Raw genomic sequence first — 6,758 nt, forward strand, 5'->3', positions numbered from 1 at the left:
TCTTGGGCGGTGCGCGCGTTGGGGCTATATGAGGTCGAGTGCCGCACGGCGCGCCCCGGCCGGGGCGGGCGGCGGCCGATTGCGTCAGAACCCGAAGGCCCGCTGTCATGACCGCTGCACCGAATTCCCCGCTTTCGCTCGCCACCCCGCTGCTGCTGATCGGCGCGGGCAAGATGGGCGGGGCGCTGCTGACCGGCTGGCTGGATAACGGTCTGCCGGCCGATGGCGTGGTGGTGGTCGATCCGCATCCCTCCGAGGCGATGCAGGCCTTTCTGGCCGCCCGCGGCGTGCGTCACGAAACGACCGTGCCGGCCGGCCTTGCGCCGAAGGTGGCGGTGATCGCCGTCAAGCCGCAGAGCATGGGCGAGGCGCTGCCGCGGCTGGTGGCGGCGCTGACGCCGGCCACCATGGTCGTTTCCATTGCCGCCGGCACCACCGTTGCCACGTTCGAGGCCGCGCTCGGCGCCCGTCCGGTGGTGCGCGCCATGCCCAACACCCCGGCGCAGGTCGGCCGCGGCGTTTCGGTGCTGTGCGCCAACGCGCTCGCCTCCAGCGATGCCCGCGCCCTCGCCACGGCGCTGCTGGCCACGGTCGGCCATGTGGAGTGGGTGGAGGACGAGGGCCAGATCGATGCCGTGACGGCGGTTTCCGGCGGTGGGCCGGCCTATGTGTTCCTGCTGGTGGAAGCGCTGGCCGCGGCGGCGGAAAAGGCCGGCCTGCCGGCCGATCTTTCCATGCGCATCGCGCGCGAGACGGTTTCGGGCTCGGGCGAGCTGCTGGCCCGCGCCGCCGAGCCGGCCGCGATCCTGCGCAAGAATGTCACCTCGCCGGGCGGAACCACCGCGGCGGCGCTGAAGGTGCTGATGGGGCCGCAGGGCGACGGCGGCGTCTTTCCGCTGATGGAAGAGGCGATTGCCGCGGCCACCGCCCGCTCGCGGGAGCTGTCGCGCCCCTGAGTGTGGGGGCCGGAGGAGGGTAAAGATGGCGGATGGCGACGAACGGGGCGCGGTCATCGCTGCGCTGATGACGCTGGCCGGCGAACGGCCGTGGGACGAGGTCACGCTCACGCGCATTGCCGAGCGGGCCGGTCTGCCGCTTGCCGCCGTTCGCGGCCGCTTTTCCGGCCGGGCCGCCATTCTGGAAGCCTTCGTGGCTGAAATCGACGCTGCGGTTATCGCCGGGGCCGATCCCGACATGGCCGACGAGCCGGCGCGCGACCGCCTGTTCGACGTGGTGATGCGCCGGCTCGACTGCCTTGCCCCCTACAAGGCCGGGCTGAAGGGGCTGAGGGCGGCGGCCGTGCGCGACCCGGCGCTGGCTCTGTGGCTGGCCCGCCTCGGTCTTTCCAGCCAGCGCTGGATGCTGGAAACCGCGGGCATTCCCGCCACCACGCCGTTCGGCCGGCTGCGGGCCGGCGGGCTGGCGCTGGTAGAGGCGGAGGTTCTGAAGGTCTGGCTCGACGAGGACGATCCGGTCATGCCGCGCACCATGGCCGCGCTCGACCGGGCGCTGGGGCGCGGCGAGAAGGCGCTGGCGCGGGCCTGCCGCCTGCGCGACCGTCTGGCGCCGCTGCTGAAGCCGGTCATGGACCGGTGTGCCGGCGCGGCGGCGGGGCGGCCGCCGGCTGCGGAGGCCGCCGGTCCGGACCCCGCGAATTGAGGCGCGGTCCTCAGTTGCTTTTCTCTTGTGGCGGTTCCCGGAGCGCGGTTTAAGAGGCGGATGGCCGCTCCGGCCGCTGCCGGCGGGCGGGGCGCCATCGCGGGGGAAGGGGACGAAGGCGCAGGGCGCGGCGGGGCGCCGGCCGGCGCCGGATTTGAGGGGATCGGGCCGCCGCGGCGGCGCTTCCCGGGGGGATGGACTGCCGATGTCACTGGCCCTCGACCGCTCGCCGAGCCATGTCGGCCGCAGCGTGCGTCTCGATACTCTCGTTCAGGTGCGCTGGCTGGCCGTTGCCGGCCAGACGGCGGCCATTCTGGTGGTCGGGTTCTGGCTGCACTTTCCGCTGCCGGTTGGCTGGTGTCTGGCGCTGGTGGCGCTGTCGGCCTGGGTCAATCTGGCGCTGCGGCTGCGTTATCCTTCCAGCCAGCGCTTTTCCGGCCGCGCCACCACGCTGGTGCTGGCCTACGACGTGCTCCAGCTGTCCGGTCTGCTCTATCTCACCGGCGGTCTGCAGAACCCGTTCTCGTTCCTGCTGATCGCGCCGGTGATGATCTCGGCCACCGCGCTGCCGCCGCTGCGCACGCTGATGCTGGGCGGGCTGGTGGTGGTGGCGGCAACCGTGCTCGGCTTCGTCCACCTGCCGCTGCCGTGGTTCGAGGGCGAGGGCGTCGCCATCCCGATGCCCTACATGCTCGGGCTGTGGGTGGCGCTGGTCTCCACGCTCACCTTCATGAGCCTGTTTGCGTTTCGTGTTGCGGAGGAGAACCGGCAGCTCTCCGAGGCGCTGACGACGGCCGACCTCGTGCTGGCCCGCGAGCAGCACCTCAACGCGCTGGACGGCATGGCGGCGGCCGCGGCCCACAAGCTCGGCACGCCGCTCGCCACCATCGCGGTGGTGGCCAAGGAACTGCTGGGCGAGTTTCCCGCCGACGATGCCCGCGCGGAGGACATCCGCCTGCTGCACACGCAGGCGGAGCGTTGCCGCGACATCCTGCGCAGCCTGGCATCGATGGGGTCGGACCCGGAAAGCCCGCTGGAGCGCATGGAACTGCCGCAGCTTCTGGAGGAAGTGACGGCGCCGCACCGCGATTTCGGGGTTGAGATCGTGGTGGTCAGCGCCGGCGAACCGGCGCTGGAGCCGGTGTTCGCGCGCAATCCCGCCATCCTCTACGGCATCGGCAACATCGTGGAAAATGCCGTCGATTTCGCGTCCGAGCGGGTGGAGGTGACGGCCGTCTGGTCGCAGGAGGCGGTGTCGATCATGATCGCCGACGACGGGCCGGGCTTTGCAGTGGAAATCATCGAACGGCTCGGCGAGCCCTATGTGACGACCCGGCCGGGCAACGCCCGCGGCGAGGCGGTGCGCGGCGGCGAGAACGGCGAGCGCGGCGGGCTGGGGCTGGGGTTCTTCATCGCCAAGACGCTGCTGGAGCGCACCGGCGCCCGGCTGCGGCTGGCCAACCGCAAACTGCCCGACCGCGGCGCGGTGGTGACCGTGGAATGGCCGCGCCGCCTGCACGAGCCCGACGAACTCATCGCCGGCCCGGCCGGCGAGGCGGAAAGCCGGCAAAACTGAACCCCGCCGCCGCGGCGGCCGCGCCCTGCCTTTGCCACGGCAGCGGAACGCCGTATAACACAAGGCCAGATCGTGCCCGGGCCCGGGCCTCACAAGCACGGCCGGCCGCACCCCTTGCGCAGGAAGCTGATCTCTCATGACCGCGCCGAACGCCCCCTTCAATCCGCCGGCCGAAAACGGGGCCGACCCGATCGTGACCGAAAGCCCGGCCTCGCTCGGGCCCGATCCGACCCTGCTGATCGTCGATGACGACAAGGCGTTCGTGCAGCGGCTGGCACGGGCGATGGAAAAGCGCGGTTTCATCACGACCGTGGCCGAATCGGTGGAGGAGGCGCACACCCGCGTGGAAGCCGCTGCGCCGGCCTTCGCCGTGGTCGACATGCGCCTTGGCGACGGCAACGGCCTCGACGTGATCGAGCACCTGCGCGAGCGGCGGGCCGATGCGCGCACCGTGGTGCTGACCGGCTATGGCAACATCGCCACCGCGGTGACGGCGGTGAAGCTCGGTGCCATCGACTATCTCGCCAAGCCGGCCGATGCCGACGAGATCTATGCCGCCCTGACCCGCGATCCGCAGATCAAGGCCGCGCCGCCGGAAAATCCGATGTCGGCCGACCGCGTGCGCTGGGAGCACATCCAGCGGGTCTATGAGCTGTGCGACCGCAACGTGTCGGAAACGGCCCGCCGTCTCAACATGCACCGCCGCACGCTGCAGCGCATTCTCGCCAAGCGCGCGCCGCGCTGAGCGGCCGGCACCGGCGCAGGGCGCCACGGTGTCGCCGGTATCCCGGCGCAGAGAATGAGCGGTGTCGCCGGTATCCCGGCGCAGAGAATGAGCGGTGTCGCCGGTATCCCGGCGCAGAGAACGAACGGCGTTGCGGGCATCCCGGTGCAGAGAGCGGCGGGTGCCGCCGGCAGCGCGATGCACAAGGGTGAACGGGCGGCCCGCCCCGGGGGTCCTGCGGCTCGGCAGGAAACGGGGCCGGCGGCAAGGCCCGGATGCCGGCCCTGCAGGGGGCTGGTGACGGCTTTCTGGAATCCGCGCGTCCGCGCAAAGCGGCGCACGAGGGGGCAGCATGCTGCGCAAACTTTATGCCTGGACGATGAGCTATGCCACCCATCCGCACGCCGTGTGGGTGCTGGGCCTGATTTCCTTCGCCGAAAGCTCGTTCTTTCCCATTCCGCCGGATGCGCTGCTGGTGCCGATGATCCTCGCCAACCGCAACGCGGCCTGGCGGCTGGCCGGCTGGTGCACCCTCACCTCGGTGGTGGGCGGCATCGTCGGCTATGGCATCGGCTGGCTGCTTTATGACTCGGTCGGCCTGTGGCTGATCAATTTCTACGGCTACGGCAGCCAGATGGACACGTTCCGCGCGGCCTATGCCGAATGGGGCGCATGGCTCATTCTCATCAAGGGGCTGACGCCGATCCCCTTCAAGCTCGTGACCATCGCCTCCGGCTTCGCGGGCTACAATTTCCTGCTGTTCGTCGTTCTGTCGCTCATCACCCGCGGCGCGCGCTTCTTCATCGAGGCATGGCTGCTGCGGCGCTATGGCGAGCCGGTGCGCGCGTTCATCGAACACCGGCTGGAACTGGTGACGACGATCTTCGCCGTCGTCATCATCGGCGGCTTCGTGCTGGTGCGTTACGTCATCTGATCCGCAGGCGCGCGGTGCGGGAAGGGCAGGTCCGGTCATGTTCCAGACGCTGAAGGCAACGTTCACCAACCGGCAGACCCTTGCCGCCGGCGCGCTGGCGGCCGGCTCGGCGGTGGCCATCGTGACCGCATGGGGCTTCCAGATCATCGGCCGCTTCCAGCCGTGCCCGCTCTGCCTTGAGCAGCGCTGGCCCTATTATCTGGGCCTGCCGGTGGCGCTCGTCGCCTTCTGGGTGGCCCGGCGACGGGTGCCGCGGGTGGTGGCGCGGGGGCTGCTGCTGGTGCTGGCGGGCCTGTTGCTGTGGGGCTTCGGCGTTGCGCTCTATCAGACCGGTGCGCAGTGGGGCTGGTGGCAGCTTGCCAGCGAGTGCGCGGCCACCGGCGGCGGGGTGACCGACGCCGGCAGCCTGATGGCCCAGCTTTCCACCACCCATGTGGTCAGCTGCACCGAGGTGAGCTTCACCTTGCTCGGCCTGTCCTTCGCCGGGTGGAACGTGCTGTTCTCGCTGGCGATGGCGGCCATTGCCGTTGCCGGGGCCTTCGCCCGCAGCGAGAACTGACGCCCCGCGGCCCGTCAGCCCCGGGCCGGCGAGTGAGGAGCCACTGCCATGCCGAGCGATCCCAAGGCCTCTGAGGTTCCCAGGGTCTCCGAGGTTTCGAAGTCGTCCGGCTGGGCTGAGCGCCCGGCGCCGACGCTGGTCGATATCGAGGCTCTGGCTCTTGCCGCCTATGCGGCGCTGCCGGCGGATTTCCGCGCTCTGACCGGCGGGCTGGTGTTTCGCGTCGCCGACTTTCCCGATGAGGAGGCGCTGGCCTCCGTGGGGCTGGAATCGGAATTCGACCTGCTCGGCCTGTTCGTCGGCTTCGGCATGGCGCAGGCCGGGGCGACCGACTTCACCGGGCGCATGCCGAACCAGATCTGGCTCTATCGGCGCCCCATCCTCGATTTCTGGGCCGATGGCGAAGACAGTCTCGGGGCCGTCGTGACCCATGTTCTGGTGCACGAAATCGGCCATCATTTCGGCCTGTCGGACGAGGACATGGAGCGCATCGAGGACGACGCCGGCTGAGACCGGATCCTGCGGGCGGAATGCCTGCGGGGAGGGGCGGCGGCCGGGCAAAAGAAAACGGGCGCCGCGGGGCGCCCGTCATGATCGTCGGCAGCCGGGTTTCCGGCGCCTTCTGTGGCGCCTCTTACTTGGCGCCTTCGGCCTCGGCGCGGGCGATGGCCTCCAGAATCATCTTCTCGGCCACTTCCACGCCGTCCCAGCGCACGATCTTCACCCACTTGCCGGGCTCCAGATCCTTGTAGTGCTCGAAGAAGTGCTCGATCTGCTTGACCACGATTTCCGGCAGATCGAGATAGGTCTGCACATGGTCGTAGCGCTTGGTGAGCTTGCTGGTGGGCACGGCGAGAATCTTCTCGTCCTGACCCTTCTCGTCGCTCATCACCAGCACGCCGATCGGGCGGCAGTTGATCACGGCGCCCGGCACGATCGGGCGCTGGTTGGCGACGATCACGTCGATCGGGTCGCCGTCGTCCGACAGGGTGTGGGGCACGAAGCCGTAATTGCCCGGATAGCGCATCGGCGTGTAGAGGAACCGGTCGACGAACAGGGTGCCGGATTCCTTGTCCAGTTCGTATTTGATCGGCTCGCCGCCCACCGGCACCTCGATGATGACATTGATGTCCTTGGGCGGGTTCTTGCCGATCGGCACGGCCTCGATGTTCATGGAACGGGATCCTTAACGGTCACTGTTGCTGTTCGCGTCCTGCCCGGGCGCGCTTCACGGACAACCGGCCTTGCGGCCAACCGGCCTTGCGGCCCCCCGACCCCGGCCCCCTCGGGCGCGCGCGGGATGGTG

General features: G+C 70.0%; 8 protein-coding genes. 7 read left to right on the plus strand and 1 reads right to left on the minus strand.

What is annotated here, in order from left to right; all coding sequences use genetic code 11:
* Positions 1-107 precede the first annotated feature (107 nt).
* The 7 genes from proC to V7067_RS14050 all read left to right on the plus strand — a co-directional run bounded on the left by proC (position 108) and on the right by V7067_RS14050 (position 5,962).
* Positions 108-956: a pyrroline-5-carboxylate reductase gene (gene proC, locus V7067_RS14020; protein ID WP_334176525.1), complete on the plus strand. Its 849-nt coding sequence runs from the start codon at positions 108-110 to the stop codon at positions 954-956.
* Between the two features lie 25 nt (positions 957-981).
* On the plus strand, positions 982-1,659 hold the full coding sequence (locus tag V7067_RS14025; RefSeq protein WP_334176526.1) for a TetR/AcrR family transcriptional regulator: 678 nt from the start codon (positions 982-984) through the stop codon (positions 1,657-1,659).
* A gap of 205 nt (positions 1,660-1,864) precedes the next feature.
* Entirely contained in the window at positions 1,865-3,235 is a 1,371-nt protein-coding gene (locus V7067_RS14030; protein ID WP_334176527.1) for an ActS/PrrB/RegB family redox-sensitive histidine kinase, read from the plus strand.
* A 136-nt stretch (positions 3,236-3,371) separates the two neighbouring features.
* Positions 3,372-3,980, plus strand: a complete 609-nt coding sequence (locus V7067_RS14035) for an ActR/PrrA/RegA family redox response regulator transcription factor (protein WP_334176528.1) — start codon at positions 3,372-3,374, stop codon at positions 3,978-3,980.
* Between the two features lie 331 nt (positions 3,981-4,311).
* Entirely contained in the window at positions 4,312-4,893 is a 582-nt protein-coding gene (locus V7067_RS14040; RefSeq protein WP_334176529.1) for a YqaA family protein, read from the plus strand.
* A 37-nt stretch (positions 4,894-4,930) separates the two neighbouring features.
* Positions 4,931-5,452: a disulfide bond formation protein B gene (locus V7067_RS14045; RefSeq protein WP_334176530.1), complete on the plus strand. Its 522-nt coding sequence runs from the start codon at positions 4,931-4,933 to the stop codon at positions 5,450-5,452.
* A gap of 48 nt (positions 5,453-5,500) precedes the next feature.
* The gene (locus V7067_RS14050; protein ID WP_334176531.1) at positions 5,501-5,962 is read left to right on the plus strand and encodes a metallopeptidase family protein; all 462 of its coding nucleotides are present in this window, start codon (positions 5,501-5,503) and stop codon (positions 5,960-5,962) included.
* 124 nt (positions 5,963-6,086) lie between these two features.
* On the opposite strand, the gene ppa is transcribed toward V7067_RS14050, so the two are convergent.
* Positions 6,087-6,626 (minus strand): inorganic diphosphatase, encoded by a 540-nt coding sequence (gene ppa / locus V7067_RS14055; protein ID WP_334176532.1) that lies wholly within the window; start codon positions 6,624-6,626, stop codon positions 6,087-6,089.
* Positions 6,627-6,758 lie beyond the last annotated feature (132 nt).

Origin of the sequence: Pseudoxanthobacter sp. (assembly GCF_036822375.1) — a bacterium.
In the GTDB taxonomy this organism is placed as follows: Bacteria; Pseudomonadota; Alphaproteobacteria; order Rhizobiales; family Segnochrobactraceae; genus Pseudoxanthobacter.

Excerpts from the sequence above, each read along its gene's own strand:
- proC (WP_334176525.1), top strand. The coding sequence starts at position 108 with ATGACCGCTGCACCGAATTCCCCGCTTTCGCTCGCCACCCCGCTGCTG.
- V7067_RS14025 (WP_334176526.1), top strand. The coding sequence starts at position 982 with ATGGCGGATGGCGACGAACGGGGCGCGGTCATCGCTGCGCTGATGACG.
- V7067_RS14030 (WP_334176527.1), top strand. The coding sequence starts at position 1,865 with ATGTCACTGGCCCTCGACCGCTCGCCGAGCCATGTCGGCCGCAGCGTG.
- V7067_RS14035 (WP_334176528.1), top strand. The coding sequence starts at position 3,372 with ATGACCGCGCCGAACGCCCCCTTCAATCCGCCGGCCGAAAACGGGGCC.
- V7067_RS14040 (WP_334176529.1), top strand. The coding sequence starts at position 4,312 with ATGCTGCGCAAACTTTATGCCTGGACGATGAGCTATGCCACCCATCCG.
- V7067_RS14045 (WP_334176530.1), top strand. The coding sequence starts at position 4,931 with ATGTTCCAGACGCTGAAGGCAACGTTCACCAACCGGCAGACCCTTGCC.
- V7067_RS14050 (WP_334176531.1), top strand. The coding sequence starts at position 5,501 with ATGCCGAGCGATCCCAAGGCCTCTGAGGTTCCCAGGGTCTCCGAGGTT.
- ppa (WP_334176532.1), bottom strand. The coding sequence starts at position 6,626 with ATGAACATCGAGGCCGTGCCGATCGGCAAGAACCCGCCCAAGGACATC.